The organism is Ewingella allii, assembly GCF_044430645.1.
In the GTDB taxonomy this organism is placed as follows: Bacteria; Pseudomonadota; Gammaproteobacteria; order Enterobacterales; family Enterobacteriaceae; genus Ewingella; species Ewingella allii.
Genome location: NZ_JAWUDN010000001.1, coordinates 1,114,592 through 1,140,496, shown reverse-complemented (window position 1 = coordinate 1,140,496; position 25,905 = coordinate 1,114,592). Strand labels below are relative to the sequence as shown.

Here is a 25,905-nt window from a genome sequence, read left to right as displayed (position 1 = left end):
CTGCCTCCATTTAGTTACAACATACAATATAGTCGAAAAGTAAAAGGGTGCACAACTCATCTTCTGAGACGTTTTTAAGGTTGAGGAAATTTTGTCAGGCAGAAAGAAAAGGGCGCGAACGCCCTTAGATGGAGGAAGTTACTTAACGGCGACTTGTCGGGATTCGGCGAGATGCATCAGGCGGTAGCCAACCAGCACGGCGACGGCAAGCATCAGGCAGATGAAGCTGGTGATGCCATTCCAGCCGAAGCTGTGCCAGAAATATCCGCCCAAGGTCCCGGCCACGCTGGAACCGGCGTAGTAGGAGAATAAATAGAGTGATGAAGCCTGACCTTTGGCGCGGCGCGCGCGGCGGCCGATCCAGCCACTGGCAACCGAGTGGGCCGCGAAGAACCCGCCGGTGAACAGCACCATGCCGATAAAAATGCTCCAGACAGCGGGCAAAGCGGTGATCAGAATGCCGACCAGCATCAGGCCAATTGACCCTAGCAGGACAGGGCCGCGACCATAAACCCCGGTCAACGCGCCCGCTTTCGGCGAGCTATAGGTTCCCATCAAATACACCACTGACAGCAAGCCAACTATGGCCTGACTGAGATGATAAGGGGTGCCGAGCAGGCGATAACCAATGTAGTTAAACATGGTCACGAAGCTACCCATGATCAGAAAACCTTCGAGGAACAGCAGCGGCAGGCCGCTATCGCGCCAATGCAGTTTGAAATTGATCACCAGTTTGCGGGGCTTCAGCGAACTGGCTCTAAAGTGTTTCGAAGCGGGCAGAATGCGCCAGAACATGATGGCGGAGCACAACGCAAACACCCCAATCACCGCGACGGCCACCCGCCAGGAGAAGAAATCGGTCAAGACGCCGGTCACCAGTCGGCCACTCATGCCGCCGATAGAGTTACCGCTGATATACAGGCCCATCGAAAAGGCCACCACGCTCGGGTGAATCTCTTCGCTTAAATAGGTCATGGCGACGGCGGCCACGCCGCTGAGGGAGAGGCCAATTAGTGCCCGCATCACCAAGATGCCGTTCCAGCTCTGCATAAAGGCACAAATCAGGGTACATCCTGCGGCAAGCATCAGCGCCACCACCATCACCGATTTACGCCCCACGGCGTCAGACACCGGGCCAGTGAACAACAGGCCAATGGCCATTAATCCGGTTGAAGCTGACAAAGAGAGGCTACTGGCCGCCGGTGACACGCCAAACTCTTGCGATAACACGGGCAAAATCGGCTGAACGCAGTAGAGCAGGGCAAAAGTTGCCAGACCGGCGGAGAACAGCGCCAGCGTCACGCGGATAAACTGCGGCGTGCCACGTTTAATAAAAGGTGTTTTGCTCAGAGGCGTGGTCGGCGTGGCGGGCATTAAGTCGTCATCGTTAATTGAGAGCCGATCTTCATTGGGAGTGGCGGTTTTTCGCCCTGCGATGTTCACTGGGTTTCCTTAGCGAGAGCCAAATTAATACAAAAAAGATGTAAAAATTTTATCAGTGAGACATCTTTTGTCTAATATATTAATCTCTGTTGATTAAGACGTTAAACCTCTCAATGGCTAATTATGAATAACATTGAACTTCGCCATTTGCGCTATTTTATTGCTGTTGCCGACGAGCTGCATTTTGGTCGTGCGGCGGAAAGATTGCACATCTCCCAGCCGCCGTTAAGCCAGCAGATACAAGCGCTTGAAGCCGCCATTGGAGCCAAGCTGCTCAACCGTAATAATCGCAATGTGAGCCTGACCGAGGCCGGAGAGGCGTTTCTGAAAGAGGCGCGGCAGATAATCAGCCGGGTCAACGACGCGTCGCTGCAAGCTTCAAAAATCCATCAGGGAATTGCCGGGAATTTGCGTCTGGGCTTGACCTCTTCCGCGCCGTTTCTGCGCCGCGTTCAGCGCACCATTCAACGCTTTCACCTGCAATATCCCGAAGTGAACATTCGGATCGAAGAGATGAACAGCACCCAGCAAATCGAACCATTATTAGAAGGAAGGATCGACCTTGGGATCATGCGTAATCGCCAACTGCCGGAGGTTTTGCACCACCAACTGCTGCTCTCAGAGTCGCTGGTAGCCGTGGTGCATGAGGACAATCCGCTGGTGAATCTTCCAGAAGGGGAGCTGACTTTCCAGCACCTGGCTGACCAGCCCTTTGTGTTTTTCTCCAAGGATTCGGGAACATCGATGTATGACGATATTCGCGCCTTGCTCGGTTCCCACGGCATCACGCCCTTTATTACTCAGGAAGTGGGCGAGCCGTTGACCATTATTGGTCTGGTGTCGGCGGGGCTGGGCGTGTCGATTTTACCTGCGGCTTATTTGCGCATTCAGGTGGACGGCGTGCGCTATTTGCGTTTCGGCAAGCAGCAGGGAAACACGCAGGTTTGGATGGTCAATCACCGTCATCGCGAGCTCAGTGCGCCAGCGACCGCTTTTATGAAACTTATGATGCAGGATAAAAATCCGTGAAACCGCTGTTTTTACAGTCAATTCTTAAAGGGTTTTAATTCAATATGTGCACCAAATCACATAACGAATCAAATAGTTGACGACATATAGCAAAAACCCCACCATAGCCATTAATCTTTATTTTGAAGCGCGAAAAATAACGGAGTTTTTTCTGTGATCCCTGATGGGCAGCCTGGGCATATTGATCAAATAAAGCAAACGAACGTCGGTGCCGTATACCGGCTGATAGATCAGTTTGGGCCCGTTTCGCGTATCGAGCTGTCGAAAAAAGCGCAGCTTGCCCCCGCCAGTATTACCAAGATTGTTCGTGAACTGTTACAAGCTCATTTGGTGCAAGAAACTGAGTTTCAGGAGCCGGGCAGTCGCGGGCGTCCCGCCATCGGTTTGGTGCTCGATACTAATGCCTGGCACTACCTTTCTGCGCGCATAAGCTTGGGTGCCATCACCCTCGGACTGCGTGATCTGAGCAGTAAACTGGTAGTAGAAGAGGAATTGCCTCTTCCCGCCGCCGCGGATAAGCCTCTGCTTGAGCGCATCGTCGCTGAAATCGATCAGTTCTTTATTCGCCATCAGCGCAAACTCGAACGCCTCACCGCCATCGCGATTACCTTACCGGGGATGATTAACGCCCGCGAAGGGGTGGTGCATCGCATGCCGTTTTACGCCGACGTCGATGAAATGCCGCTCGGCGCAGCGCTGGAAGCCCATACCGGCCTGCCGGTTTTCGTGCAGCATGATATTGGCGCCTGGACCATGGCCGAAGCCTTATATGGCGCATCCCGCGGCAGTCAAAACGTGATTCAGGTGGTTATTGATCACAATGTCGGCGCAGGGGTGATCACCGGCGGCCGCGTGCTACACAGCGGCAGCAGCAGCGTGGTGGAAATGGGCCATACGCAGGTCGATCCTTACGGTAAGCGCTGCTATTGCGGCAATCACGGCTGTCTCGAAACCGTCGCCAGCACTGATAATATTCTTGAGTTGGTTCGCCAGCGATTAACTCAGGCGGTCAACTCCAGCCTGCAGGGCATTCCGCTGACAATTGAGGCGGTATGCGACGCGGCAAATCGCGGCGACCAGCTGGCCCGCGATGTAATTATTAATGTCGGCCACAGCGTAGGGCGGATCCTCGCCATCATGGTTAACTTGTTTAATCCTGAGAAAATATTGATCGGCTCGCCGCTTAATTTCGCCAAAGAAATTCTCCATCCGGCAATAATGTCCTGCATTCAACAGCAGTCTCTGCCGGCATATAGCGAAAATATAAAACTCGAATCCACTGAGTTTTATAACAAAGGCACCATGCCGGGCGCGGCATTAGTCAAAGACGCGCTGTATAACGGCTCTCTGTTAATTAAACTGCTACAAGGTTAATTATTGGTATGAATTAACCTTGTTGGTTTCCCGCCAATATAATAAAAATCCCAAATTCAAACTTCTGTTTGCCAGTGGACAAAACATTGCGCTAACGCAAATCGTTATCGATTGGTATCGCCTAGACTTTCCCCTGTACATTGTCTCAGGCGCACTCGCCGGAGATAAATCCTCAGTTAAACGGAAGATCCTGGAGCCAACATTCCATGTTAACGCACTTTTTCGTCACGGGTACGGACGCTCGCGTAGGTAAAACCATCGTGACGCGTGCTTTGCTACAGGCTTTAGCCGCGCAGGGGCACTGCGCATTGGGCTATAAACCGATTGCGACAGGGAGTCAGGAACTGGCAGATGGCATTCGAAATAAAGATGCCGTGATACTGCAAGATTCATCTTCTATTTCTTACCCTTATGACAAAATAACGCCGCTGGCACTGTTAGATGAAGATATTTATGCCAGTAATACGCCAGATAATGTGTTTGAAATAATGACCTCTGGCCTGAAGTTTATGCGTCAGGGCGGTGATATTGTGGTGGTTGAAGGCTGTGATGGCTGGAGAACCTTGATCACCCCCGATCGTTTTTATTCTGATTGGGTTCGTCTGGAAAATATTCCGGTTATTTTAGTCGTGGGTATTCAAGAGGGCTGCGTGAGCCACGCCTTATTAAGTGCTCAGGCTATTAATACCGATGGGTTATCGTTAGCGGGCTGGGTCGCCAATCGTATTAACCCTTGCCTTGCGCATTATCAGCAAACAATTGATGCCATTAGCCATAATATTTCAGCGCCGCTGCTGGGGGAAATTCCCTATTTACCGCGCGCTGAATCTCGCGATATGGCGAAATATATCGATTTATCCCTGCTGCCTATTGGTCATAGCAAGACTGCCTGATTCATTGCAGTGAAAGTGACCACTTTTGCCCCGCCGGATGGCTCTCATCCGGCGGGGCTTTTTCAATTTCGTTAGCACGCGACCGATAAACCTTCCCGCAATCTCGCTGATATACTGCAAAATTCATTCTCGACTGAAACATAAGAACAACAGATTAAGCCTATGAATCAGACTGCTTTCGTCCCCTTAGTCAGCCACAAGCGCCGCCCCCTTATCCTTATCGCCTGCATGCTGTCGATGTTTATGGCGGCAGTCGAAGCCACCATTGTGGCGACCGCCATGCCCACCATCATTGCCGATTTGGGGGGATTCTCACTGCTCGGCTGGGTGTTTGCGGTCTATCTGCTGACTCAGGCGATCACCGTGCCGATTTATGGCCGACTGGCGGATTTATACGGCTGCCGAAAGGTGTTTTTCATTGGTACTACGCTGTTTTTGATTGGCTCAGTGCTCTGTGGCTTCTCGCCGTCTTTGCCGTGGATGATTGGCTTCCGCGCCTTACAGGGGCTGGGCGCCGGAGCGATCACCCCGATTGCCACCACGCTGATTGCTAATGTATATGGCCCGCAGGAGCGCGCCAAGGCGCAGGGCTACCTTGCTAGCGTGTGGGGCGTTTCAGCGATTGCCGGTCCACTGCTCGGCGCGTTTATCGTTTCGCATTTCCACTGGGCGGTCATTTTCTGGGTCAACGTGCCTTTAGGGCTGTTAGCCATGGCGATCCTCTGGCGCTTTTTACCGGCGGAAAGCCAGCGCAAGCAGCACATTCTGGACTTGGCCGGAACCACTTATCTGACCTTGTCGGTCGCCGCGCTGTTACTTGCCATGCTGCAAGCTGAGGCTTTTGGCTACTGGGCCTTAGCGCTGGTTGCCTTCGCGCTGTTCACCGGCTGGCTGCTGGTTCGCCAAGAGCGCAAAGCTCCTGAGCCACTTTTCCCGCTGGCCCTGTGGCAGAGCAAAGTGATTATCGCCGGGAATATTGGCGGGCTGGTGATTGGTGCCACCATGATGGGCATTAGCGCCTTTTTGCCGACCTTCGTGCAGGGGGTGATGGGCGGAACGCCATTAGAGGCGGGCACCACGCTGGCGCTGATGTCTATCGGCTGGCCGTTGGCCAGTATGCTGAGTGGCAGAATTATGCACGCGACGTCATACCGCGCTACGGCGATGATCGGCGGTCTGCTATTGGTCAGCGGCAGTCTGATTTTACTGCTGTTATCGCCATCTTCCGGCCTGTGGTGGGCGCGATTAGCAGCCTTAACTATCGGCGCGGGGATGGGGCTGTGTAACACCACGTTTTTGGTGTCAGTGCAAAACGCCGCCGAGCCAGCGATCCGCGGCATTGCCACGGCGTCAACGGTGTTTACCCGCATGCTCGGGTCGGCCATTGGCACGGCGCTGCTTGGCGCAACCTTGAACCTTAATCTGGAAAAACGCCTGCCGAATATTAGCGATCCGGTGCAACAGTTGATGGAAAAAAGCCAGCGGGCCAACATCGACTCCGCCCAGCTCAGCATGATCACCGACAGCGTGGCGGCGTCGCTGCATTGGGTGTTTATCGTGGCGGCGGTGATTTCGGTGTTTGCGCTCGCCGCCGGAAGATTAATTCCGGCGGGAGAACGCCCAGTGGGCGCAGCGCAGCGGGAAGGGCAGTGATTAAGGCTGTTTGACCTTAAAGCTTTCGTCGAAGGTGTTCTTCACCTCCAGCTTGACCGGCAGTAAGCCCTGATCATGGTAGAAATCAGCGGTTTGTTGCTGCTGGGTTTGAGTCTCTTCATCGATGGATTGCCAGTAAGATTTACGGCGTTCGAAGGAGAGACGAGCCGCAGGCAGCGGGAAGCCGATGATTTTTGCCAACTGCTGGCTGTACTCATCCAGATGCTGATAGGCCCACACTTGCGAATCGCTAAGGCGCTGCAAGTAGTCAGTAATGGCTTGGCGCTTGGCGTTATCTTTCAGCGCTGAATCGGTGGCGGCCAGGAAGCTGTTGCCAGACCACAGTCCGCGCCCATTCACCACTACCCGCAGATGATCCTGCGTTTCGGCGAAGGCGGTGTAAGGTTCCCACGTCGCCCAAACATCTACTGAACCCTGCGTCAGCGCCAGCTTGGCGTCGCTCGGCGGTAAGAAGCGGAAGGTAACATCTTTGGCGGAAAGCCCGGCCGAGGCCAATGCCTTCAGCGCCACGAAGTGACCAATAGAACCACGGTTAGTGGCGATGCTTTTACCTTTTAAATCCGCCGCTGTTTTGATTAGGCTGTCAGGCTTGACCAGCAGCGCCGTGCCGTAGGCGTCTGATTTATCCACCGCAATGGCTTTCACCTGCGCCCCGGCGGCTTCGGCAAACAGCAGCGGCGCGTCGCCAATGATCCCTACGTCCACGGCCTGCGCGTTGAGCGCTTCGGCGAGAGGCGCGGCGGCGGGGAATTCCGACCATTCGATTTTGTACGGCAGGTTATCCAGTTTTCCCGCAGCTTCCAGCTGGGCGCGCATATTGCCTTTCTGGTCGGCGACGCGCAGCGTCACTTGATCGGCCCACGCCAGATTTACGCTGCCCATCAGGGTGGTGGCAACCAGCAATTTTCCCAATGATTTCATTATGGTCATTTTTATACCGTCGATTCGTGTTGAGGGTGTTTTTGAGCCAGACGCGCGGCGATTTTTTTGCGCGTCAGCGGGATCAGCTCTTTGCCATATTCCACTGCATCGTTGAGTGGGTCGAAGCCGCGAATTAAGAAGGTGTGGATCCCTAAATCGTAATATTTCAGCAGCGCGTCGGAAACTTGCTCCGGCGTACCGACCAGCGCGGTGGAGTTTGAACCGCCGCCAATCAGCCCGGCAATGCCGGTCCACAGGCGTTCGTCGAGGCGATCCCCCTGAGCCACGGCGTTGAGCAGCCGCTCGGCGCCGACGCTTTGCGGTTTTGGCGCCTGAGACTGGCCATTGCGGGCAATCAGCGCGGCGGCTTTTTCGCGAATAGTTTCGGCCTTGGCCCAGGCTTCTTCTTCGGTACGGCCGAGAATAGGGCGAAAGGAGATGCTGAATTCAATCTCGCGCTGATGCCGCGCGGCGGAGGCTTTCACCGCCTGTACCGTTTCGGCGGCGCTGGCCAGCGGCTCGCCCCACAGGGCAAACACATCGGCCTGCTTGCCCGCCACGCGGATGGCGTCTTCCGAAGAACCGCCGAAGTACACTGGCAAATGCTGATTGAAAGGTTTGATGGCCGAGAAGGCGTTTTCCGCCTGATAAAACTCCCCTTGATGGTCAAAGTCTTTGGCCGAATACCACTCGTTTTTCAGCACATCGATATACTCGTCGGTGCGTGCGTAACGGCCGGACTTCGGCACAAAGTCGCCGTCGCGGCGCTGTTCGGCGTCGCTACCGCCGCTGATGATATGCACCGCTAAACGGCCGTCGAGCAGGTGATCGAGGGTCGCCAGCTTTCGCGCCGCAAGTGTCGGGGCTACAAACCCGGGGCGATGGGCTAACAGGAAGTGGATACGGGAAGTGTTGGCTCCCGCGTGCGCGGTGACTAAAAAGGCATCAGGTTGGTCGGAGGCGTAAGCCACCAGAATGCGGTCGAAACCCGCATCCTCGTGGGCTTTGGCGAAGTCGGCGATATATTTCTTATCGAATATTGGCCCCGTCGCGGGAATTATTTCGGAGGCCAAACGATGGCCGATCATACCAATGAATTGCACGCTCATGGGCTGTCACTCCTGGTTGCATAAGTTGCCAGCGCATAGGCGATGGCAGGAGCGTATTACCTTAGACAGCCTTTTACTATGTTAGAAATTAATTTTTATCATAAGTTAATATAAAAATTGTGCATTAAAGAGTTTGAACATTATACCTGCGGCTGGTCGACGGCCAAGGGAGCGAGATCCAGCCCTTGGGCGATGGCCGCCGCGAAGGCGTCAATGGCCGGAATTTGGCTGGCGGGCACGTTCGGGTACACCAGCCACAGCTGGCTGCGCGGCGCGAAGTCCTGCAAACTGTAAATTTGCAGTTGCGGGCGCAGGGCGTGGCGCTCGACCAAGGCGCGAGGCATCAGCCCTAATCCGCGACCTTCGGCAATCAGCGACAGCTGCAAGGTGACGCCAAACGCCTCGAGATTCAGCAGCAGCGGCAACCCCTGTTCCGTCAGGGCGCGTTGCAGCGCGGCGCGAAAACCACAACCTTCCGGATTCAAAATCCAGCCACGCTGATAGCCTTCCTCCAGTTTGCGCAATGGCGGCACATTGGGGTCATTCGGCCCAACCACCACTAAATCCACCGAACCTAACGCCTGACTTTCTAAGCCGGAAGGGAACTGCTTGCTGGCGGGAAACAGCACCACCGCCGCCTCCAGCTCCTGACGCTGAACCCGCAGCAACAGCTCTTCACCCCAGCCGCTGGAGAGGCGCGGCTGCACCTGCGGGAAGTCGGAAGACAACATTTTCAGCGCCGGCAGCAGGCTGGTTTCACTCAAACTTTGCGGCACGGCCAGACGCAGCAGTCCGGACGGCGGGTGGTCCGCCGCCACCAAATCGCTCAGGGCTTCTACTTCACGAAGAATGTTGCGGCACTGCTGGAAGACGCGTTTACCCATTAATGTCGGCTTGAGGGGTTTGGTCTGGCGATTGAGTAGCGCGATGCCCAGAGATTCCTCGAAGTTCTGCACCCGGCGGGTGATAGCGGGCTGGGTCAGCCCTAACTCCTCGGCGGCGAGGCGGGTGGATTGCAGACGGATCACTGCGACGAATGCCGTCAGATCTTCTATTTTCATAAGTGGAGCAGTCCCTTTAAGTCGCGTCTTCGAAGACGACAATCAGTCCAGCATAAAGCAAATCTTGGCCCTAAGTCGGCACTCACAGCACATTTTTATGTGTGATTTGCATATTAGCTTATCCATAAAATGAATTTTGCTTGGTCAGTGGCGATGCTAGCCTGCAAAAAGGGCTTATCTTAAGAGGCAATTATGACAATTCGACATTACGCGCCGTTACGCGAGTTTTTGGCGTCGCTCACGCGATTAGTGAGCGAGCCGCACGAGGAGCAGGAGGTGCTGGCGCAGGGGGCGGAGCTTTTGGGCCAACTGGTGGCGAATGACGTCTGGCTGGATGACGAATTTGCCGTGCCGCATCCCGACCATTACCAGCAATATCTGCTATATGCCGATCCGCTGTCGCGCTTTTCGGTGGTGAGCTTTGTTTGGGGACCGGGGCAAATCACACCAATCCACGACCATCGCGTGTGGGGGCTGATTGGCATGCTGCGCGGCGAAGAGATTAGCCAAAACTATGTGCGAAACGGTCTGGGCAAGCTGGTGCCAGAAGGCCAGCCGGTGCGATTAACGCCGGGAGCCGTCGAGAAAATCTCCCCGTCCGAGCTGGATATTCATCAAGTCAGCAATGCGTTTAGCGACCAGGTTTCGGTCAGTATTCACGTTTACGGCGGCAACATCGGCGAGGTGTCGCGCGCGGTTTACCTGCCGGACGGCCAGCAAAAAACTTTTATCTCCGGTTACTCCAATCGCACCTTGCCCAATGTCTGGGACCTGTCGAAAGAGCAACATCTATTGAAAGAGAAACAACATGACTAAAACTTCGTCCACGCCTTTACGTCATTTCGCCGAACTGCGCGACGCGCTGCTCAATCAACAAGAAGTTGCCCTGATCGATTTGCGCGAAGAGGCCGCCTTTGCCACCGGGCATCCGCTGTTTGCCGTCAATCTGCCATTATCCAAACTGGAGATAGAAGCAATGGATCGCCTGCCGCGCCGCAACACGCCCATCACTTTGTACGACAACGGCGAGTTTTGGGACGAAGAGCAGGGCATTCGCAAAACCACCCGCGCTCTGGCGACGTTTAAGGCGCTGGGCTATCGCGATATTGCGCTGTTAGCCGGGGATTTGGCGGGCTGGCGCGAAGCGGGCGGCGAAATCTTTATTGATGTGAACGCGCCGGGCAAAGCCTTCGGTGAGTGGGTTGAACACCATTATCACACGCCATCGTTCAGCGCCGAGCAGGTGCAGGCGCTGCAACAGCAAGGGGCGGACATCGCTATTCTGGATGTACGCCGCTTCGACGAATTCAACACCATGAGCATTCCCAACGGCGTCAGCGTGCCGGGCGGCGAGCTGGTTCTGCGCCTGCGCGACGCAGTGCCGAACCCGCAAACGCAGGTGATTATCAACTGCGCCGGACGCACCCGCAGCATTATTGGTACGCAATCGCTGATCAACGCGGGCATTCCTAATCCGGTGGCGGCGCTGCGCAACGGCACTATCGGCTGGACGCTGGCGGGGCAAGCATTGGCCCATCAGCAACAGGCCAGCTTCCCGCCGCTGTGTTTCTCTTCAAAACAGGCGGTGGCAGAGAGTGCCCAAAACGTAGCCCGTCGCGCCGGGGTGAAATACATTTCAGCCGAAACGCTGGACGAGTGGCAGCAAGACAGTTCCCGCACTCTGTATCTGTTTGACGTGCGCACGGCAGAAGAGTACGCGGCGGGGCATTTCCCCGGCGCGCGCCACGTGCCCGGCGGGCAATTAGTGCAAGAAACTGACCACTACGCCAGCGTGCGCGGCGCAAGAATTGTGCTGGCAGATGACCAGCAGGTGCGCGCCGAACTGGCGGCCTCTTGGCTGGCGCAGATGAACTGGGAAGTTGCGGTGCTTGACGCCGCGGCGGCGGATTTCACCGAGCAGGGTAACTGGCAGGCGAAAACGGCCGCGGCTCCGGCAGTGGAAGAGGTGCTGCCCGCCCAGCTAGAGCAGTGGCTGAAGGAGGGGATTACCGGCGTGATTGACCTGACGACCAGCGCCAACTTCCGCAATCGCCGCATTCCGGGCGCGCTGTGGACCACGCGCGCCAATATCGCGCAGGCGGTTCGCCGCCATCCGGCGGTGTCACGCTGGGTAGTCACCTGCACCAGCGGGCTGTTAGCACGTTACGCTGTCACCGAAGTGGCGGCGCTCACTGGCTCTCCGGCCTATCTATTGCAAAAAGGCACGGTGGGCTGGATTGACGCGGGCCTGCCGCTGGAGCACGGCGACTCTGTGTGGATTGAGAATGCGCAAGACCGCTACCGCCGCCCCTATGAGGGCACCGACGTCAGCCCGCAGGCGATGCAGGATTATCTCGACTGGGAGTATGGTTTAGTGGCGCAGTTGGAGAAGGACGGGACTCACGGCTTTAAATTATTACAGGCTTAGCGGGGAAGAATCAGGGCTCAATCACTGAGCCCTGTAAACAAAATGTCAATCAACGACGGCCGCGTGGATGCGTTCTGGCGGTCCAGTCGTAGGTTGCCGTCGAGCTGGGTACAGCTTTCAGACGACGCTTCTCGGCGCGCGCTTTAGCGGCAACTTTCTCTTTCTCTTCCATCAATTTATCAATGTAATTGTCTTTGATGCGGTTGGTTTCTGAATTGGTCAGATCACGACCTTGAGCTTTACGGCTCTGGTCAAGTAGCGTTTTAAGTTCGCGCTGTTCGCTTTCCGTCATATCTTGCTGGGTAAGTCTTTTCATTGTGCTGCATCCGTGTGAGGAAAGTGACATTCAGTGTAGCGCCTTTTCGGCCCCTTTCATCTATAAGATTTACTTATTATCCAATTCGTCACTGCAGGCATATTCTTTTGTTTAACAATGAAAATGTTAGCTTCTGAGAGAACAAAACATGTCTGTTTTAATGCGCGATACCATCACTCTGCATGATGCAACCATGGCCGACATGGTTCAGGTTCAGGCGATTTACGCTCACCACGTGATCCATGGCATTGCCTCTTTTGAAACTGAGCCGCCGACGCTTGACGAAATGCTCACCCGCCGCGAAAAAGTGCTCAGCCAAAATATGTGCTATCTGGTCGCCAAACGGGATAAACAGGTTTTGGGTTACTGCTATCTGGCACCTTATCGCCCGCGCTATGCTTACCGTTTTACCTGTGAAAGTTCGGTCTATATTGCCGAAGGGCAGCAGGGGCTGGGCATTGGTAAAAGGCTGATGCAGGAAGCTATTCGCCGCGCCACCGAAGGCGGCTGGCGACAGATGATTGCCAACGTTGGCAATAGCGAGAATTTAGGGTCTATTGGCCTGCATCAATCGCTGGGATTCCAGACCATCGGTACATTAAAAAGCGTCGGCTTTAAGCATGGCCGCTGGGTGGACACCGTGCTGCTTCAGCTGGAATTAGGGGAGGGCGATGTGACCCTTCCTTCACCTGCCGTTTAATCCTCCAACTCACGCCTTCTCCCCCTGCGACTGAAGGCGTAACGCCATACCCTGCTAAATTTACTAGGTTTTTTCGCTTTAACTTCCACCCTTGCAATACTCTCCGTGACAGGAGATCTGCATTATCTTCTGCACATCCCTCGCCAGGGTCACCAACCTCTGGACGCCTCATTGCTACCCGTTTTCAGCTGCCGCACGGCTATTGCCGTTGTGTCAGGGACCAGCAATCAACACATCATCGCCTCGAAGCGAGAAATTTGAAAACGTAGAGGTGCTCACTCCAAACATCAATAAGGAATCCCTATGAAAACGCTCAATACTATTTCTGAATTGCAAAACCAAGATCCACAAGAAGATATGAACGTATTTGTAAAAGGCTATTACTCGGCGGGTGACGGCGGCGGCGGGCACTATTATTGGGACCCGCCAAGCAGTAAACCGGTGAATCAGGGCACGGTAATTGGCTCGGACCACAGCCCGAGCGGGCGCTGGCTGCTGCTCGATCAGGATGTGGGCGATTTCCGCACCTTCGGCATTTTTGATAATACTATCCCCGCCGATGATGCCCTCGATGCCTTAGTGAATGACGCCGCGTTCAGTCAGATTTATGCCTACTCCGACCTGCTGTTTCAGCGCCGACATCGTTTTACGCGTTCAGATATCACCCTCGACTTCCAAAATCACACCCTTTATACCCACGGCATTGAGCCTACCGGGCCAGACGATCCCTTTGCCGCCGTGATGTTCTTTCAGGGCGAACTGGTCGGCTCGGCCATCACCTTCACACTCACCAATACCTTACCCGAACTGACGGATATCTACCCGGTCGGAGACTCCACGCAATTTAAGGTGGGGGATTGGTTCGCCGTCGAAGTCAAAGCCATCAAGGGTTCTGCCGAGCGCGAGCTGCAAAAGTTGGTGAAAGTGATCGCCATTATCGACCCAACGCATATTCAGGTGGGTTATGCCAACGGCTGGGAGCTGCAGCCAGGGCGGGTGATTAGCTGGCAGAAGGTTGAGCCAGTTCATCACGTTACGGTTCAAAATCTGCAATTTATCGGTGCCGGCACCGATCAGCTGACCGGCAGCCATCCTGTGGCTTTTGAATACGCCATTTATGCCAACGTGCAGGGCATTCACTCTACTGGCTCTTTCTGGCCGGTGGTGATGCGGCGCTGGAATACCTATTACTTCACCAAACAGTGTTCACTGATGAACCCGCCGAACACCGCCTACGGCGGCGCGGGTTATCTGACCCAGCAAATTTACTGTCTCTACGGCCACGTCAGTGACTGCAACGTCGCCAACGCGCGGCATTTAAATGACTTCACCGGCTCGGCCTATTGTCTGGTAGAAAACTGCCACGCCAACGGGCAAAGTGCCGAAAAGGGGCCATTCGTCACCCACGGCCAGTATGAGCATGACCTGACCTACACCGGCAACTCCGGGCTGATGACCTTCGCCAACTCCGGCGCAACCTGGGGCGGCAGCGCTAAACGCATTAATGTGCGCAAACAGCTTTGCCCGTGGTTTGTGGCGCAGTCCAGCGTGAGCGAACTGACGCTGGAAGACGTGGTGGTGATCGCCGACCCGGCAATTCCCCAGTCCGGCATGTTGTGGGTCAATGTCGATGGTCTGCACATGACGGGCTGTACGGCGGATCGCACACTGAGGATCAGTCAGGTGTCGCGGCGCTCGGCGCGCAAGAATGTGATTCAGCAGTGCCAGTTCTCTTTGCTGGATGACAAAGCGCCGGTGGTGAGGGTCAACGTCACCTCGCCGATCGTCTTTATTGATACGGTGTTCAAAGGGATCAACGGGCATCCGTTCGCCAGCACCGCGCCGCTGAGCTTTGTGCGCTGCGACTTCGTGGGTGATGTGACCAGCACGCCAATCCTGCTTTCTTCGACCCAACTGACCTTTGATAGCTGCCGGATTGATGGCGGGTTATTGACGTGGCAGGGGAGCGGGGCGGCGCAGTACAACATTTTTGCCTCAGTCTTCACCAATAGCCGCCTCGACTTCACGGCCTTTAACCCCGCGACCAGCTCATTGATCGCCGTGAACAATCGGCTGAAAAGTACCGCCGTCGTTGCTCAGCCTGTACCGGCTGACAATGTGATTTTGCAGCAAAATATCACGCTTCCCTAACCGCCAATGCCTGCGAAGAATAGGTCTTATTCATCGCAGGCCTCTACCTCGCCGCTAATCTGAAGAACGATCGGTTACTGATCAATGATGATCCAAGTTGGCGCCACCGATCTCCGCCCTCTATCTCATGAGCAGAGCGGCGCTGCCGTATGCCGCATGAACCCCAAATACACTCAGCGCCCGGACTCAAGAAAGCTTACCCAGATGAGACTCAATTGCGGAATTTAACGATAATCATTATCATCTTTTACCTGCCCATTTGATCCCGAGACGTTATGCGTATCACCTGCCGAATGTTGTTACTTGCTAGCCTGATAGCCCCGGCGCTGGCCAGTGCCAAAACTGTTGTAGATATCTCTAACCGCACTGTTGAAGTGCCCGATAACCCACAGCGCATCGTGGTGGGGGAAAGCCGGATGCTCTACACGCTGGCGCTGGTCGAGGATGGTAATCCGGCTAAAAATATTATTGGCTGGCCGGGGGATATGCAGAATCTCGATCCGCAAAGCTGGCAGTTGTATGTCAAAGCCTTCCCGCAAATCGCCCAGATCCCGCAAATGGGCAAAAACAATTTCACCCAGTTCAATGCTGAAAAAGTGATCGCACTGAAGCCGGATTTAGTGATTTTGCCGCGCTATGCCAAAACGCCGACCGACGAAGACCAAATGCTTGGCCGCCTGACTCAGGCAGGCATTCCGGTGATTTATGTCGATTTGCGCATTGACCAGCTCAACAACACCATTCCGAGCATCAAACTGCTGGGCGACGTGCTGAATAACCCGCAGAAAGCCGCACGCTTTATCGCCTTCTACCAGCAACATATGAACCTGATTAAAGAGCGGATTGCGAGCTACCACGGCAAGAAAACCACCGTGATGTTGCAACTCCAGCTTGGTCGCCGTCAGACCTGCTGCACCACGGTTTCTCATGGCAATCTGGCTGACTTAGTGGCCTTCGCCGGTGGCAACAATATTGCCGGAGGCATTTTCAAAAGCGTTTATGGCCAGATGAACCCTGAGGCGGTGATCGCCGCCAATCCTGATGTCTATATCAGTACCGGAATGGGCACGCCGGACGGCAAGTCGCAAGGGAATATCCAGCTCGGGCCTTTGGTGTCGCAGGAGCAGGCCGAAAGCAGCTTCCGGCAGGTGATGGACCAGCAGCCGCTGCTTGCCAATTTACAAGCAGTCAAAAATGGCCGCGCTTACAGCGTTTGGCATAATTTCTACCTTAGCCCTTATCATATGGTCGATGTGGAAGTGTTCGCCAAAACGCTCTATCCGCAACTGTTTGCTGACATAGACCCACAAAAAACCGTCAAAGCGATCTATGATCAGTTCTTGCCGATCCCGTTTAGCGGCACCTACTGGAGCCAGCTTACGGCTAAGTAGAAGTTAATTAACAAGGGGTTACTATGAAGTCTTTATCATTGGCGCTGTTGACCGGTGCACTTTTACTCTCAACTCAGGCTTTGGCCTCAAGCTCGGATGCCTGGGCGCAGCACGATGCCGACGTCAAAGCAGCCTGTATTAAAGCTAGCGGGTTGAAGAATGCGAAACCATTGGGGGATATCGTGCTTTTTGAGGACAACGTCGGTTCGGCGCTGTTATTGGAAGGAACTATTCCGAGCAAAAACAATAAGGTGCAGCGTGAGCGAAAACTTTGCCTTTACGAGCGCACTGGCGAACATAAAGTGCATATCACCAACGCTGACACCTTAATTGCGACTAAAAAGAAATAACTTAGAAATCGACCACGGCGGACAGCACCAGGTTACGCGGTTCGCCCTCGATAACCCGTAAATTCCCCGCGCTGGACGTGTAATATTCCTTATTAAATAGGTTATTAACGTTCAGCTTCAGTTGAGTATGTTTACCCAACAGCGGGGTATCCCAAGCGACAAACGCATCCGCCACGGTATAAGACGGCATGGTGAAGCTGTTTTCCGGGTCACCCGCGCGGCTGCCCACGTAGCGCGCACCGCCGCCCACCCGCACATCCCCTTGTAACGGCACCCAGCGCAGGGTGTGGCTCAAATACAGCCCGCCCATTTGCGTCGGCGCGTTCACCAGACGGTTGCCGACGTTGGCCGAGTTGATATCTTCGGTGATCTCCGTTTTGTCATAGCTGTAGTTGGCGCTGAGGTTCCAGTCTTTCGCCACTTCGCCATTCACTTCCAGCTCCACGCCGCTAGAACGCGCTTTCGGAATGCTGCGCGTCACGCCGTTAATAAACACCGACATGTCTTTTTCATCAATACGGTACAGCGCCAGCGTGGCATCAACCCGAGGTGACACCTGCCATTTGGTGCCGACTTCATAGGTGGTGCCGGTTTCCGGCTGGGCGACATTGCCGTCATCGTCGGTGTCGGTCGACGGAGTGAAGGAGCGGCTGTAGCTGCCGTAGAAGGATAAATCGTCGGTCAGCTTATACACCAGCCCCAGCTGCGGCAGGAATTTGTTATCGCTGTTATCCAGCGTTTCGGTCGGATTGATAAAGCCGTTAGAGGCTTTCTGGTTGTAATGCTGATAGCGCCCGCCGAGCACGCCGATCCACTGGTCGGTGAGATGGATGCTATCTTTGAGGTAGACCGATTTGTTAAACAAAGTGTTGCGCAGGTTGCTCTGCGCGTCGCTGTAGGTGCTGGCGTTGGTGATAGGTTCAACGCCATACGCCGGGTCGTACATGTTCAGCGGATTATTGCCTTTACCGCGATAGGAGTACTGTTTGTAGGTTTCGTCCTTCTCGTAATCCACCCCGAACAGCACGTCGTGGGTCATGCCGAAGATTTCCGGGGTGCCAATCCAGTCCCATGCGGTGTAATCCGTTTGATGGTTGAAGCCCCGGTTGGCGTCGGCGCGGCGCGACACAATACCGGTATCCACATTGACGGCGGTGGCGCGTACTTCGTTACTGTCGTAGCGGCGCTGCATCCAGCCGTAGGTCAGGCGCGTTTTCCAGTCGGAATTCAGCTCATATTCCCACGTAGTGTTCAGCCGTTTGTTGGTGCCCCAGGCGTGGTTAGCGAGTTCATCCAGACGGCGCTCATAGGGGATATCCAGCGGCTTGCCGTTAATAAAGGCGGTGCCACGGTCATAAGGGATATCATATTTGTACTGCTGATAGCTGATGTTGAAACTGGCTTTTTCGCCATACCAGCTTAGGGAAGGTGCCAGCAGGCTATGCTGGTCTTTGCCGAAGTTTCGCCAGTAGTCTTCCGACTGGCGCTCGGCAATCATGCGGAAAGCAAAGCCGTTGCCCAACGGGCCAGTGACATCAATCCCGCCCGTTCCTCCCCCAAACCCACCGGTGCTGCCGCTGAGGCGGGTGTTCCAGTCATATTGTGGCTTTTTGCTCACCACGTTAATGATCCCGCCGGGGTTCTGGATGCCGTAGAGCAGGGAGGCTGAGCCTTTCAGCACTTCGACATGGTCGGTGGTGGCGTTAAACCCCAGCCCCTGATTGCTGCGCACGCCGTCGAGGAAGATTGAGCCATCGCTGTTAGAGCCAAATCCGCGTTTAACAAACCCGTCTTCAATTCCCCCCAGCGTGTTGCCCTGCGCCACGCCGCTGACGAATTTCATCGCCTCGTCCAACGAAGTGATTTGGTAATCATTAATCATCGACGGCGTGACGACGCTTACCGACTGCGGGATGTCGTTAATCGGCGTTTTGCTTTTGCCAGCAACAGAAGCCTCGCTGGCACTGTAGTTCGTGGAGTAGGCCGGGTTATCGGCGGTAACGGTAAGGGTATCTTCTTTTGGCGCAGCGCTGTCAGTCGCCGCCAGCAGTGGAGAGCAGTGCAATACGGCCAACGCCAGTACGGATTTTTTAAACCCGCTTGTAGCGAAGTGGTTCTTTTTATGAGTAGACACGTGATTTTCCCTGAAATGCAAATGATAACGGTTTGCATTCTAATTAACATTTGTGTGATGTGCATCAGGAAAATGTTGTGAAGAGGCGTGTTGACGGGGGGCTTGGGGTTGCGACCCTTAAGGTCAAAACCGTGCGCTGCCGCCACACCGGCCTTAAGGTCAAAACCGTGGGCTCGCCGCCCACACTGGCCCAAAGGGTTTTGAACGAAACCCTTTGGAATCCTGCGTTTTTTTGCTGTTGGAAGATCGAGGCTGCGCAGGGGGGGAATGGACGTGTTTCAGTGGCCGCGGTGATTGTCGCGAAGGCACCGCCTAAGCGGCGACATTTTGCGGTGGATAACGGAAGCCCCTGAAACACGTCCGCCCAACGAGCGAAGCGCGCAGTGAAAGAGCCTGGGGGTCCAGGGGGCGGTGGCGATAAGCCGCCCCCTGGTCGGTGTGGGCCGACGCCCACGGTTTTGAATTTGCGGGATTGGGCTGCAAGCCCAAACTCAATCTACGCTCTCGTACTTAATGTAATGATTCGTGCAGTTGAAATGCCCCACATACTTCAGCTCGCCGCTCGCGCCTTTAGCCGTGAAGGGTACGCGGTAAGTGCCTTTCTCATCCTTCACATTATCGCTGACAAACGACAGAACAGGCACGGCGGTGCCGATATAGTCTTTATCGTTGCCCCAGTTTGGGATGCGGTTTTGCATAAAATCGCGGGTAACGCTGTCAATGGCGTTCTGCGCGGTGATGTCTTTACAGGCTTCTGGTGTGGTGCGCTGCATCCACATTGGGTACAGGTATACCGTGCCGAGCATCACCACCATGATAATAAACACGGCTGAAATCATGCCGATTAACACCACTTTGCTTTTATTTCCTACCACGTTCTCTCCTGAGCAGTCTGTGCATAGATATCATGCGATTTATAGACTACGTTGATAATCCGATGTAAATCATAACGTCACAACCGGGCATGTTACGATAGAACGCCCAGTGCTGGGACCCTTTTTTGTTGCCAAGATTGTCTCGCCGGGCAGGAAATAACCTCACCCAAGACGTTATTTGACGCATTCCGTTACAGAACCTGTGAGCTTTGGGCTACGGGTCAGTGCTAGCATTTTTTTCATTGCGATCACCACCAGCGTGATCCCGTTTCACATTATCAGGAGAAAGAATGATGAGTAAGAAACCCTCTGTAGCCGTACTGGGTCTGGGCGCGATGGGCCACGCGTTTGCGGCTAACCTGCTGAAAAATGGCTTTGAAACTCACGTTTGGAACCGTACCGCCTCGCGCGGCGAAGCGCTGGTGAAGGCCGGCGCCAAGCAGGGCAAAACCGTGCGCGAAACCGTCGAGGGTGTGGATGTAGTTATCGCCATGCTGGCCGATGGCCCAACCACCCAGTCAGTGTTTTCTGGTGATGACGGCCTGCTGGCAGGCTTGAAGCAGGGCGGCATTATTGCCCAAATGGGTACCATTGGCGTGGAGGCGAATGAAGCTCTGATGGCGCTGGTTAAACAGCAGCGCCCTGACGCGGTGTTCTTCGATGCGCCGGTATCTGGCACCAAAACCCCGGCGGAAAACGCGCAAATCGTGGTGCTTGCCAGTGGCGACCGTGAAGCCGGTCCGGCAGTTGAACCGGTATTTGCCGCCATTTCCAAAGGGGTGAAATGGCTGGGTGAAGCCGGGCGCGCCTCCAAAATGAAACTGGTGGTTAACGCCTGGCTAATCTCCATGATGGAAGGCATCGCCGAGAGCGCGCAGCTGGCCGACGAGTTTGGTTTCACCACCGATGACCTGTGGAACGTGCTGGAAGGCGGCCCATTGGCGGCACCTTATATTAAAATGAAAATGGACATGTTCAAAAGCGGCGATTACACCCCGCAGATGCATCTTACTTGGGCATTAAAAGATATTAATCTGGCGCTGAAAGCCGGTGAAAAATTGCAATTGCCGCTGATGAAAAGCATTAGTCAAACATGGCAAAACGCGGTGGATGCCGGATATGGCGAGCAAGACCTCAGCGTGGTTTACCGTTATTTAGGCGATAAGAAATAATATTGATTAATTATTGAGTTATAAAACTCGCCGCCCCCTCGACTTAAATAGAAGAGGGGGCATTCCCCTTTAGCAATTAAATGCAAAACCTCTCCCGCCGCTCGGCTTAAGTTAAATTTTTCATATCATTGAAAATAAAATACCACGTAGATTCAGAGAGATAACCACCGTTCACTTTCGGTTAGGTGGTGATTTATCATGCAATAAATTCAGGTCATAACTTAGATTTTTTAAATATTAGAGCCAGCAACATCGCCGGTGTTAGCGTTATTACAACCCGCTATATCGGAGAAAATGATGAGCACTATTCCATTAATTGATTTTTCCCAATTCGACGAATCTGGGGGATCTCGCGAAAAATTCCTCGCTCAGTTGCGCCACGCCGCGCGCGATATTGGCTTCTTTTATTTAAAAGGCCACGGCATCGATAAACAGTTATTAAGCGACGTCCAGCAAGCTGCGCGCGACTTCTTTGCCCTGCCGGAAGAGCAAAAACTGGCCGTCGGCATGATCAACTCCCCGCATTTTCGCGGCTATAACCGTGCGGCGTCGGAGATCACCCGCGGCCAGCCTGACTGGCGTGAACAGTTTGACTTGGGGGCCGAACGCCCCGCGCTGAGCATAGATGCCAAGACGCCGGGTTGGGCCAGATTGCAGGGGCCGAATCAGTGGCCGGCATCCTTGCCGGAGCTGCGTCCGCTGCTGCTGCGCTGGCAAAAAGAGATGACCCAGATGTCGCTGCGTCTGCTGCGCGCCTTCGCGCTGGCGCTGCACCTGCCGGAGAAAACCTTCGATCCGCTGTACGGCGAGAAGCCTAACGAACATATCAAACTGATTCGCTATCCGGGCCACAGCGCAGGCCAAAGCGGACAGGGCGTCGGCGCGCACAAAGACTCCGGCTTCCTCAGCTTCCTGCTGCAAGACCACCAGCGCGGACTTCAGGTGGAAGTAGAAGAGGGCCAGTGGGTGGATGCTTTGCCGATTGAGGACACGCTGGTTGTGAATATTGGCGAACTGCTCGAGCTTGCTACCAATGGCTACCTGCGCGCGACGGTGCACCGCGTAGTTTCTCCGCCGTCTGGGCAAGATCGCCTGTCATTAGCCTTCTTCCTCGGCGCGCAGCTCGACGCCGTGGTGCCGCTGTTCCCACTGCCGGCTGACTTAGCCAAGGATGCGCGCGGCCCGGCGAGCGATCCGCTGAACCCACTGTTCCGCGACGTCGGTTTCAACTACCTCAAAGGGCGTCTGCGTTCGCACCCTGACGTGGCCCAGCGTTTTTATGCTGACATTTTGGCGGCTACTGCCTGATTTGCTTACCAACGGATCGACATTTTCTACACACCATCAATAACAATAAGGGTCTCACCATGCTCAAAACTCTGGTCACACGTATTTCTGCGGCAGCTCTATTGGTCGCGTCAGTTTCTGCCTATGCCGCTGAACCCCTGCGCGTGGCGGCGGACCCCATTCCGCACGCGGAAATTCTGGCATATGTGAAAAAAATCGATCCGAGTCTGGATCTGAAAATCATTGAGATCACCAATGGGGTGAACTCCAACGAGCTGCTGGCCCACGGCGATGTGGATGCCAACTACTTCCAGCACGTGCCTTACTTGCGTTCGCAAGAGCAGGCGTTGGGGGTGAAGTTTGCCGTGGCCGCCACGGTACACATTGAGCCGCTGGGCGTTTACTCCAGCAAATACAAGAGTTTCAAGGATGTGCCGGACAACGCTAAGGTCGCCGTGCCGAATAACGTGACTAACCTCAGCCGCGCGCTCTATTTACTGCGCGATCAGGGTTTGATCACTCTGAAACCGGGCTTTAACGATCCGGCGAAAGATCAGGCCACGCCAAAAGACATCGCCGATAACCCGAAGCACCTAAAAATCCTCGAAATCGAGTCACCGCAAATCCCGCGCTCGCTGGATGATGTCGATCTGGCGGTGATTAACGGTAACTACGCCCTTGAAGCGGGCCTCAGCCCGGCGAAAGACGCGCTGGGCCTGGAGAAAGCCCAAGGCAACCCTTACGCCAACATTCTGGTGACCACCGAGAAACTGGCTTCTGACCCGCGTATCAAGCAGTTGGCGAAAGATCTCCAATCGCCAGAGGTGGCGAAGTTTATCGCTGATAAGTACAACGGTTCAGTGATCCCAGTGGCGGCGGCAGGCGATAAATCATGATAGTCGCCGAACATCTGACCAAACAGTACGCCGGACAGGGCGTCGCCGCGCTACAGGACGTCTCCCTGACCATCAACGACGGGGCAGTGTTCGGCATTATTGGCCGCAGCGGCGCGGGGAAAAGCACCCTGATCCGTTGCCTGAATTTACTAGAGCGGCCCGATTCGGGCCGTATTCTTGTGGATGGCCATGACCTGACTACCCTGAATGACGCCGATCTGCGCCGCCAGCGCCAGCGTATTGGCATGATTTTCCAGAACTTCAATCTGCTGCACGCCCGTAACGTCAGCGACAACGTGGCGGTGCCTCTACAAATCGCCGGCGTGGGTCGCGCTGAACGCAAAAAGCGCGTGGCGGAATTGCTCGATTTAGTCGGGCTGAGTGACAAAGCGCAGGCTTTCCCGTCACAGCTCTCCGGCGGTCAGAAGCAGCGCGTGGGCATCGCCCGCGCCTTGGCGGCACGGCCAAACTATTTGCTCTCCGATGAAGCCACCAGCGCATTGGACCCGGAAACCACGGACTCCATCCTCGCGCTGCTGCGCAGCATCAATAAGCAGCTCGGGCTGACCATTGTGATGATCACCCACGAGCTGAACGTGGTGAAATCCATCTGCGATCACGCCGCGCTGCTCTCAGGAGGAAAAGTGCTGGAGTCGGGTGCCATTTCTCAACTGCTGGCTGACCCGCAATCGCTACTCGGCAAGGCGCTGATGCCGGACTGCGGGCTGCCCGAAGCCGCGCCAAATCCGCTGTTGCCGGTCGCCGAACTCACTTTCTATGACACCCTGCTGGCGTCGCCGGTGCTCAGCTCGCTGGCCCAGCAGCACGGCGTCGGTGTGACCCTGTTTGGCGGCGGCGTGGAGTCGATTGCCGGGCAGAGGGTCGGGCGTTTGCGCGTCGGCTTCCAGCCACCCAGCGGCGGGGTGGATTTGAGTGAAGTGATGCTGTTCCTCAACCAGCGTGGAGTAAAAGCCGAATGGGTGTAAGAAACAGCATGGCGTGGGATGACCTCTATGATTTAGTGCTCAACGCCACCGGAGAAACTCTGTACATGGTGGCATTAGCGACACTTTTTACCCTGCTGGTTGGCCTGCCGCTGGGCGTGCTGCTGTTTATCACCCGCCGCCAGGGGTTAACGCCGTCGCCAAAACTCAGCGCGGTGCTGGGCACCATCGTCAATATTGGCCGTTCGCTGCCGTTTGTGGTGCTGCTGATTGCCCTTATCCCGCTAACGCGCTGGGTGGTGGGCACGACGCTGGGCAGTACGGCGGCGGTGGTGCCTATAACTCTTGGCGCTATTCCGTTCTTTGCGCGCATTGTCGAAAATGCCTTGGATGAAGTGGATAAAGGCCGCATTGAAGCCATTCAGGCGATGGGCGGCGGGCTGCGTTATGTGATTTTCACCGTGCTGTTGCCCGAGGCGCTCCCCGCGCTACTGGCGGGGGTGACGCTGACTATCGTGATGCTGATTGGTTTCTCATCTATGGCCGGAGTGATCGGCGGCGGCGGGCTAGGGGATTTAGCCATTCGCTACGGCTACCAGCGTTTTAACAATCAGGTGATGGTCGCCACCATCGTCATATTGGTGCTGATGGTACAAATCATCCAAATGCTCGGCGACCGGATCGTACGCTCGCTGGCGCACCGCCGCTAATCGCGCGCCTGCACCGCAGTATCAATATTCACCACCGTCGACATGCCCGGCCGCAGCTGATTGCCGCCGGGCTGGTTGTCATCAATCGCCACTCTGACGGTAATTCGCTGGGAGATTTTGGTGAAATTACCGGTGGCGTTATCGGCCTTCAATACGCTGAATTCAGAACCTGTCGCCGGAGCAATATAGGCAATATGGCCTTTGAATTGCCGATCCTTTAAGGCATCGACGGTAAAACTCACCGGCATGCCGACCCGCATCTCCGCCAGCTGGCGCTCCTTGAAATTAGCATTGACCCACACATGCTCCGGGGTGACGGAGGTCAACAGGCTGCCTGCCGAGACATACTGGCCGACCCGCGCGCTGACTTCACCCAGCTGGCCGTCAGTGGGGGCCACAATCTGCGTGTGTTGCAAGTTGATACGCGCCACCGCCACTTTGGCCTGTGCCGACTTTAATGCGGCCTGCAACGAGGCTTTACCGGCATCAATCAATCCCAGCTCCTGGCGAGCAATGTTTACCGATGCCTTGGCCTTCGCCACGTCGGCCTGCGCCTTGAGCAGCGCGGCCTGCACTTCGTCCCCGGTGGTTTTAGACACCACGCCGCTGGTGAGCAGCGGGGCATTGCGCCGAGAATCTTGCGCCGCTTTGTTGGCGGCGGCCTGCGCACTTTGTAACTCAGCCTGCGCCAGTTGCAGGCTGGCCTCCGCCGAGCCGCGATTTTGCCCAAAGTTATCCAGCGCCACCTGCTGCTGGGCCTCGGCAGCTTCGGCCTGTAACAGCTCCTGCCGATAGGTGCTGTCGTCAATGCTGAACAGCACTTGCCCCTGTTTCACCGCCATAAAATCCTGCACCTTTGCCGCCGTGATATAGCCTGAAACCTGCGGGCTGATGAGGGTCACGTTGCCGCGCACATAGGCGTTATCGGTGGTTTCCACCTTTGAGGTGAAGGGGAAAAGCTGCCAGCTGTAGAGCACGACAAAAACGCCAACGATGCCCAGACACAGCACAACCAAAATCGACGGATAGCGGAAAATATTCTTCATG

The 25,905-nt window shown here is 55.2% G+C and carries 23 protein-coding genes; 15 read left to right on the top strand and 8 right to left on the bottom strand.

Annotation, left to right across the window (positions count from 1 at the left end):
* Positions 1 to 138: 138 nt before the first annotated feature.
* The gene (locus SBO83_RS05465; protein WP_396130932.1) at positions 139 to 1,374 is read right to left on the bottom strand and encodes an MFS transporter; all 1,236 of its coding nucleotides are present in this window, start codon (positions 1,372 to 1,374) and stop codon (positions 139 to 141) included.
* 192 nt (positions 1,375 to 1,566) lie between these two features.
* Between SBO83_RS05465 and SBO83_RS05460 the strand changes: the two genes are divergently transcribed.
* From SBO83_RS05460 to SBO83_RS05445, 4 genes are all read left to right on the top strand, one after another.
* The gene (locus SBO83_RS05460) at positions 1,567 to 2,472 is read left to right on the top strand and encodes a LysR substrate-binding domain-containing protein (RefSeq protein WP_396130722.1); all 906 of its coding nucleotides are present in this window, start codon (positions 1,567 to 1,569) and stop codon (positions 2,470 to 2,472) included.
* A 153-nt stretch (positions 2,473 to 2,625) separates the two neighbouring features.
* Entirely contained in the window at positions 2,626 to 3,846 is a 1,221-nt protein-coding gene (gene mlc / locus SBO83_RS05455) for a sugar metabolism global transcriptional regulator Mlc (protein WP_034790343.1), read from the top strand.
* Positions 3,847 to 4,052: 206 nt separating this feature from the next.
* On the top strand, positions 4,053 to 4,739 hold the full coding sequence (gene bioD, locus SBO83_RS05450) for a dethiobiotin synthase (protein ID WP_396130721.1): 687 nt from the start codon (positions 4,053 to 4,055) through the stop codon (positions 4,737 to 4,739).
* Positions 4,740 to 4,901: 162 nt separating this feature from the next.
* Entirely contained in the window at positions 4,902 to 6,392 is a 1,491-nt protein-coding gene (locus SBO83_RS05445) for an MDR family MFS transporter (RefSeq protein WP_353502015.1), read from the top strand.
* On the opposite strand, the gene SBO83_RS05440 is transcribed toward SBO83_RS05445, so the two are convergent.
* The 3 genes from SBO83_RS05440 to SBO83_RS05430 form a co-directional block, all read right to left on the bottom strand.
* The gene (locus SBO83_RS05440) at positions 6,393 to 7,334 is read right to left on the bottom strand and encodes an ABC transporter substrate-binding protein (protein ID WP_396130931.1); all 942 of its coding nucleotides are present in this window, start codon (positions 7,332 to 7,334) and stop codon (positions 6,393 to 6,395) included.
* 11 nt (positions 7,335 to 7,345) lie between these two features.
* Complete coding sequence (locus SBO83_RS05435) at positions 7,346 to 8,443, bottom strand: LLM class flavin-dependent oxidoreductase (protein ID WP_396130720.1); 1,098 nt, start codon at positions 8,441 to 8,443, stop codon at positions 7,346 to 7,348.
* Positions 8,444 to 8,583: 140 nt separating this feature from the next.
* Positions 8,584 to 9,504 carry a LysR substrate-binding domain-containing protein gene (locus tag SBO83_RS05430; RefSeq protein ID WP_396130719.1) on the bottom strand — a complete coding sequence of 307 codons (921 nt, stop codon included), beginning with the start codon at positions 9,502 to 9,504 and terminating at the stop codon, positions 8,584 to 8,586.
* A 192-nt stretch (positions 9,505 to 9,696) separates the two neighbouring features.
* Between SBO83_RS05430 and SBO83_RS05425 the strand changes: the two genes are divergently transcribed.
* Both SBO83_RS05425 and SBO83_RS05420 read left to right on the top strand, forming a co-directional pair.
* The gene (locus SBO83_RS05425; RefSeq protein WP_396130718.1) at positions 9,697 to 10,320 is read left to right on the top strand and encodes a cysteine dioxygenase; all 624 of its coding nucleotides are present in this window, start codon (positions 9,697 to 9,699) and stop codon (positions 10,318 to 10,320) included.
* Positions 10,313 to 11,932 (top strand): rhodanese homology domain-containing protein, encoded by a 1,620-nt coding sequence (locus SBO83_RS05420; RefSeq protein ID WP_396130717.1) that lies wholly within the window; start codon positions 10,313 to 10,315, stop codon positions 11,930 to 11,932. The genes SBO83_RS05425 and SBO83_RS05420 overlap by 8 nt, the downstream gene beginning before the upstream one ends.
* Positions 11,933 to 11,981: 49 nt before the next feature.
* Here the strand turns inward: SBO83_RS05420 and SBO83_RS05415 are convergent, their stop codons facing one another.
* Positions 11,982 to 12,248, bottom strand: coding sequence for a DUF3811 domain-containing protein (locus tag SBO83_RS05415; RefSeq protein ID WP_034790355.1), 267 nt, complete (start codon positions 12,246 to 12,248; stop codon positions 11,982 to 11,984).
* A gap of 148 nt (positions 12,249 to 12,396) precedes the next feature.
* Between SBO83_RS05415 and SBO83_RS05410 the strand changes: the two genes are divergently transcribed.
* The 4 genes from SBO83_RS05410 (at position 12,397) to SBO83_RS05395 (ending at position 16,840) form a co-directional block, all read left to right on the top strand.
* Complete coding sequence (locus SBO83_RS05410) at positions 12,397 to 12,948, top strand: GNAT family N-acetyltransferase (protein ID WP_396130716.1); 552 nt, start codon at positions 12,397 to 12,399, stop codon at positions 12,946 to 12,948.
* Positions 12,949 to 13,251: 303 nt separating this feature from the next.
* Positions 13,252 to 15,099, top strand: a complete 1,848-nt coding sequence (locus tag SBO83_RS05405; protein WP_396130715.1) for a hypothetical protein — start codon at positions 13,252 to 13,254, stop codon at positions 15,097 to 15,099.
* Between the two features lie 275 nt (positions 15,100 to 15,374).
* The gene (locus tag SBO83_RS05400; RefSeq protein WP_396130714.1) at positions 15,375 to 16,490 is read left to right on the top strand and encodes an ABC transporter substrate-binding protein; all 1,116 of its coding nucleotides are present in this window, start codon (positions 15,375 to 15,377) and stop codon (positions 16,488 to 16,490) included.
* Positions 16,491 to 16,513: 23 nt separating this feature from the next.
* Positions 16,514 to 16,840 carry a hypothetical protein gene (locus SBO83_RS05395; RefSeq protein ID WP_396130713.1) on the top strand — a complete coding sequence of 109 codons (327 nt, stop codon included), beginning with the start codon at positions 16,514 to 16,516 and terminating at the stop codon, positions 16,838 to 16,840.
* Position 16,841: 1 nt separating this feature from the next.
* On the opposite strand, the gene SBO83_RS05390 is transcribed toward SBO83_RS05395, so the two are convergent.
* Positions 16,842 to 18,920, bottom strand: coding sequence for a TonB-dependent siderophore receptor (locus tag SBO83_RS05390; RefSeq protein ID WP_396130930.1), 2,079 nt, complete (start codon positions 18,918 to 18,920; stop codon positions 16,842 to 16,844).
* Between the two features lie 545 nt (positions 18,921 to 19,465).
* Complete coding sequence (locus SBO83_RS05385) at positions 19,466 to 19,849, bottom strand: YebF family protein (protein WP_353502023.1); 384 nt, start codon at positions 19,847 to 19,849, stop codon at positions 19,466 to 19,468.
* Positions 19,850 to 20,142: 293 nt separating this feature from the next.
* On the opposite strand from SBO83_RS05385, the gene SBO83_RS05380 reads away from it, so the two are divergent.
* The 5 genes from SBO83_RS05380 (at position 20,143) to SBO83_RS05360 (ending at position 24,858) form a co-directional block, all read left to right on the top strand.
* Positions 20,143 to 21,021: an NAD(P)-binding domain-containing protein gene (locus SBO83_RS05380; protein WP_396130929.1), complete on the top strand. Its 879-nt coding sequence runs from the start codon at positions 20,143 to 20,145 to the stop codon at positions 21,019 to 21,021.
* Between the two features lie 294 nt (positions 21,022 to 21,315).
* A complete protein-coding gene (locus SBO83_RS05375; protein WP_396130712.1) occupies positions 21,316 to 22,329 on the top strand; it encodes a 2-oxoglutarate and iron-dependent oxygenase domain-containing protein in 1,014 nt (337 codons plus the stop codon).
* Between the two features lie 59 nt (positions 22,330 to 22,388).
* Entirely contained in the window at positions 22,389 to 23,204 is an 816-nt protein-coding gene (locus SBO83_RS05370) for a MetQ/NlpA family ABC transporter substrate-binding protein (protein ID WP_396130711.1), read from the top strand.
* Entirely contained in the window at positions 23,201 to 24,190 is a 990-nt protein-coding gene (locus SBO83_RS05365) for an ATP-binding cassette domain-containing protein (protein ID WP_396130710.1), read from the top strand. The genes SBO83_RS05370 and SBO83_RS05365 overlap by 4 nt, the downstream gene beginning before the upstream one ends.
* On the top strand, positions 24,181 to 24,858 hold the full coding sequence (locus SBO83_RS05360) for a methionine ABC transporter permease (RefSeq protein WP_236942770.1): 678 nt from the start codon (positions 24,181 to 24,183) through the stop codon (positions 24,856 to 24,858). The genes SBO83_RS05365 and SBO83_RS05360 overlap by 10 nt, the downstream gene beginning before the upstream one ends.
* On the opposite strand, the gene SBO83_RS05355 is transcribed toward SBO83_RS05360, so the two are convergent.
* Entirely contained in the window at positions 24,855 to 25,904 is a 1,050-nt protein-coding gene (locus SBO83_RS05355) for an efflux RND transporter periplasmic adaptor subunit (protein ID WP_396130709.1), read from the bottom strand. The two genes, SBO83_RS05360 and SBO83_RS05355, sit on opposite strands and share 4 nt — an antisense overlap.
* Between the last annotated feature and the right edge of the window lies 1 nt (position 25,905).

Excerpts from the sequence above, each read along its gene's own strand:
- bioD (WP_396130721.1), top strand. The coding sequence starts at position 4,053 with ATGTTAACGCACTTTTTCGTCACGGGTACGGACGCTCGCGTAGGTAAA.
- SBO83_RS05370 (WP_396130711.1), top strand. The coding sequence starts at position 22,389 with ATGCTCAAAACTCTGGTCACACGTATTTCTGCGGCAGCTCTATTGGTC.
- SBO83_RS05440 (WP_396130931.1), bottom strand. The coding sequence starts at position 7,334 with ATGAAATCATTGGGAAAATTGCTGGTTGCCACCACCCTGATGGGCAGC.
- SBO83_RS05365 (WP_396130710.1), top strand. The coding sequence starts at position 23,201 with ATGATAGTCGCCGAACATCTGACCAAACAGTACGCCGGACAGGGCGTC.
- SBO83_RS05420 (WP_396130717.1), top strand. The coding sequence starts at position 10,313 with ATGACTAAAACTTCGTCCACGCCTTTACGTCATTTCGCCGAACTGCGC.
- SBO83_RS05445 (WP_353502015.1), top strand. The coding sequence starts at position 4,902 with ATGAATCAGACTGCTTTCGTCCCCTTAGTCAGCCACAAGCGCCGCCCC.
- SBO83_RS05405 (WP_396130715.1), top strand. The coding sequence starts at position 13,252 with ATGAAAACGCTCAATACTATTTCTGAATTGCAAAACCAAGATCCACAA.
- SBO83_RS05400 (WP_396130714.1), top strand. The coding sequence starts at position 15,375 with ATGCGTATCACCTGCCGAATGTTGTTACTTGCTAGCCTGATAGCCCCG.
- SBO83_RS05380 (WP_396130929.1), top strand. The coding sequence starts at position 20,143 with ATGAGTAAGAAACCCTCTGTAGCCGTACTGGGTCTGGGCGCGATGGGC.
- SBO83_RS05375 (WP_396130712.1), top strand. The coding sequence starts at position 21,316 with ATGATGAGCACTATTCCATTAATTGATTTTTCCCAATTCGACGAATCT.
- SBO83_RS05435 (WP_396130720.1), bottom strand. The coding sequence starts at position 8,443 with ATGAGCGTGCAATTCATTGGTATGATCGGCCATCGTTTGGCCTCCGAA.
- SBO83_RS05415 (WP_034790355.1), bottom strand. The coding sequence starts at position 12,248 with ATGAAAAGACTTACCCAGCAAGATATGACGGAAAGCGAACAGCGCGAA.
- SBO83_RS05360 (WP_236942770.1), top strand. The coding sequence starts at position 24,181 with ATGGGTGTAAGAAACAGCATGGCGTGGGATGACCTCTATGATTTAGTG.
- SBO83_RS05465 (WP_396130932.1), bottom strand. The coding sequence starts at position 1,374 with ATGCCCGCCACGCCGACCACGCCTCTGAGCAAAACACCTTTTATTAAA.
- SBO83_RS05395 (WP_396130713.1), top strand. The coding sequence starts at position 16,514 with ATGAAGTCTTTATCATTGGCGCTGTTGACCGGTGCACTTTTACTCTCA.
- SBO83_RS05410 (WP_396130716.1), top strand. The coding sequence starts at position 12,397 with ATGTCTGTTTTAATGCGCGATACCATCACTCTGCATGATGCAACCATG.
- SBO83_RS05430 (WP_396130719.1), bottom strand. The coding sequence starts at position 9,504 with ATGAAAATAGAAGATCTGACGGCATTCGTCGCAGTGATCCGTCTGCAA.
- SBO83_RS05425 (WP_396130718.1), top strand. The coding sequence starts at position 9,697 with ATGACAATTCGACATTACGCGCCGTTACGCGAGTTTTTGGCGTCGCTC.
- SBO83_RS05460 (WP_396130722.1), top strand. The coding sequence starts at position 1,567 with ATGAATAACATTGAACTTCGCCATTTGCGCTATTTTATTGCTGTTGCC.
- SBO83_RS05355 (WP_396130709.1), bottom strand. The coding sequence starts at position 25,904 with ATGAAGAATATTTTCCGCTATCCGTCGATTTTGGTTGTGCTGTGTCTG.